The organism is Dapis brunnea BLCC-M229, from assembly GCF_050015995.1.
Lineage (GTDB): Bacteria > Cyanobacteriota > Cyanobacteriia > Cyanobacteriales > Microcoleaceae > Trichodesmium.
Map to the genome: position 1 here is coordinate 1 of NZ_JBNHEP010000140.1, position 2,764 is coordinate 2,764.

Below are 2,764 nucleotides of genomic sequence, written 5' to 3' on the forward strand. Positions count from 1 at the left end.
ATCCTAAGTTTGTTTTTTTGTCGAGGGAGGGAATATTTCTGGTATTTCCCTTCATCAAACCCAGAGTGCGATCGCTCTCACCTGAATCCTTACCTAAAAAGTCTCATGCTGTAATGAAAATTGGTGAGATAAATAAAATAAATACAGCTAAATATCTACCTGCTATTAGTTTGACTTACGATGAAAGTTATAAAATATTAGAAGAAGAAATATTGGATAAATTTGGAAAAATGCCAACATTTGATGAATATTTTAAATCTCATATTGAAGATATATCAACAGAACTAAAAGAAAGTTTCCAAGATTCATCAAAGGAAATAGAAAAGTCATAAAGGTAGGGTTGAGAATTTAGGAGTTAGGAGAATTACCGAAAAATTTAGGGATAGAGCCTCTCCATTGATAGAGAAAACAGAAAAAAATTCTTTTAGTCAATCCTTCTATTACAGAAGAAGCAATTATTAATTATTAATTATTAATTATTTACTTTGACTGTTGCTTCTTTGTCAACCAATTCGATAAATCGTCGAAAGTAGTAAAATCAAAAATCTCCTCGCTCAAATTTTCTAATTCTTCCAAAGACAAATCTAACAACTGATTTTTAAGATTCTCTGGAGTTTCACCAAAACGCTTTTTCAGTAGACGAATTATCAGAGCGATCGCCTCCTTAATTCTGCCTTTTTTTTCTCCTTTCTTTTCTCCTTTTTTTTCTCCTTTCTTTTCTCCTTGTTGTTTAGCAAAAGCAATTTGACCGCGACGGTCTCGAAGCAAGGTTTCTTGTCCGTGCAATTTTTCCAATTCTTGAGGAGTTAAATTAGCGCGGTTGGCAATATTGAGAGCTTTTTCTATTTCGGGAACTTCCCTTAAAGAAGTTGGTATTTCCTCCAAAATAGCTGCTTCTTTAATAAAATAAATCCACTTATCTGTTAAAGTCTCTAATTCAGACAAATTCTTCTTAAATTTCGGCAACTCCACAAATACAAAACCCATTTGCTCTTCAGTATATTCAAAATTTTCTGATTTCTCTTTTAAAACAAAGTCAGTAATCAATCTTTCCGTGTTTGGAAACATGAGAAAATCCATAATTGTTAAAGCTATTATTGGTCTAATCTCTGGATAATCTTCTCCCGATCTTAGCTGGTTTGAGTAAATTTTGGCCGCATTATAAACCACACGATTTCCAAAACCTGCCACGTTAGCAACTTGCATCTCAATAATAACTGTTGACTTATTGTCTAAAACTGCCCGAACATCCAAAAAACTATCCTTTAAAATTTCAACTTGACCGGGGTTATAGGGGTCGATAATTTCCAGAGATTTAATTTTGTTTTTCCCCTCATAAATAATGGCGTTCAGAAAGCTAATTAATATGTCTTGACTTTCATCAGAACCGAAGATTTTCTTAAAAGCATAATCAATTTTTGGACTAATAAATCTCATGGTCATTTAACCTCCTAGTTAATTTTTACTAATTCTCAAAAATCTACATAAAACAAGTAATATCATGTCCGGTGCGTATTTATCTTCATTAATTAATAATGGATAATTAAAACTATCTCTTTAAAAGGAGAGGTTTTAAACCTCTGAGGATTAATTATCAATTATCAATTATCAATTATCAATTATCCAGTAGCTAAAACCTACAAGATTCGATCGGGGTCAATACCTCTTTCTCTGAGTAAGTCTGCTAGTCGGTCAGCACGTTGTTGTTCCCGGTCAGCACGTTGTTGTTCCCGATCAGCACGTTGTTCTGCTTGTTCCCTAGCTTGGTCTAGCTCTACAGGAGTCAGAAATTTTCTCCCATCTGGTCGATATATTTCCAAAGTTTCTGGTGTGAGTTGAAAGCGAATACCCAAACGAGGACTCACCCAACCATCTACTTCTTCTATTGTTTTTAAGCCTTCCCCAACTCTAATTGAACCTGTAAAATTTATACGCTCGGGGTCATAAACATAATATTCTTCAACTCCATAATCATCATAAGATTGTAGTTTCTTCCTCATTTCTTTGGGAGTATTTCCTGGAGACAAAATCTCAAATACCACCTGGGGTACAATATTTTCCTCTTCCCACTGTTTATAAGAGCCGCGTTCACCTTTGGGTCTGCCAAAAACCACCATAGCATCGGGAGCAATACGAGTTTTATTATCGCCTTCCACGGGATACCAGAGCAAGTCTCCAGCGACGAATACATCAGGAACTTGGGCAAATAAAATTTCTAGGTTTTCTTTGATAGTGACTATCCAGCGAAATTGTTTTGTATTATCTGCCATTGGTTGACCGTCACTATCTGGGTAAATAATTTCTGGTTTGGTATCGGTAGTTAATTCTTTTACCATACTATGTCACCATTAAGTTTTTTAGGCTAACTATATTATACAGGACTTACGCAAAGACACTATATATAGTGTATAGTAATTTTGGCGATCTTCACTATAGTTTTGTGCGTTAGCGGAGCTTTGCGTCAGCAATCGCTTGAGTTTTAATTAAAAAAAACTTCAGTTATTCAAGTTAAACAAGTTTCATTTTAATTGAAGGATATTTCAATTCTGAGACCAGATAATCTGATAACAATTCATGCTTAACTTGATAAATACAGGACTTACGCAAAGACACTATATATAGTGTCTACTGATTTAGGAGAGCGCTATAATTTTTTAAGCGATCGCTTGAAAAGCCAAATTATCATAACTAATACAAAGATACACTAATATAATTAATTTTCACTCTATGTAGATGGTAGATGTTGCTAATTGTAAATCATTTT

General features: G+C 34.1%; 3 protein-coding genes. 1 reads left to right on the top strand and 2 read right to left on the bottom strand.

The window, feature by feature from the left end:
* On the top strand, window positions 1–332 hold a 332-nt coding region (locus ACP6PM_RS16405; protein ID WP_426586424.1), incomplete at its 5' end, for a hypothetical protein.
* A gap of 148 nt (window positions 333–480) precedes the next feature.
* Here ACP6PM_RS16405 and ACP6PM_RS16410 read toward each other — a convergent pair.
* Together ACP6PM_RS16410 and ACP6PM_RS16415 are read right to left on the bottom strand one after the other, a co-directional pair.
* Window positions 481–1,437 carry an Rpn family recombination-promoting nuclease/putative transposase gene (locus ACP6PM_RS16410; RefSeq protein ID WP_426586427.1) on the bottom strand — a complete coding sequence of 319 codons (957 nt, stop codon included), beginning with the start codon at window positions 1,435–1,437 and terminating at the stop codon, window positions 481–483.
* A gap of 200 nt (window positions 1,438–1,637) precedes the next feature.
* Window positions 1,638–2,336 carry a Uma2 family endonuclease gene (locus ACP6PM_RS16415; protein WP_426586426.1) on the bottom strand — a complete coding sequence of 233 codons (699 nt, stop codon included), beginning with the start codon at window positions 2,334–2,336 and terminating at the stop codon, window positions 1,638–1,640.
* Window positions 2,337–2,764: the final 428 nt, after the last annotated feature.

Coding starts and splice junctions, on each gene's coding strand:
- ACP6PM_RS16410 (WP_426586427.1), bottom strand. CDS start 1,437: ATGAGATTTATTAGTCCAAAAATTGATTATGCTTTTAAGAAAATCTTC.
- ACP6PM_RS16415 (WP_426586426.1), bottom strand. CDS start 2,336: ATGGTAAAAGAATTAACTACCGATACCAAACCAGAAATTATTTACCCA.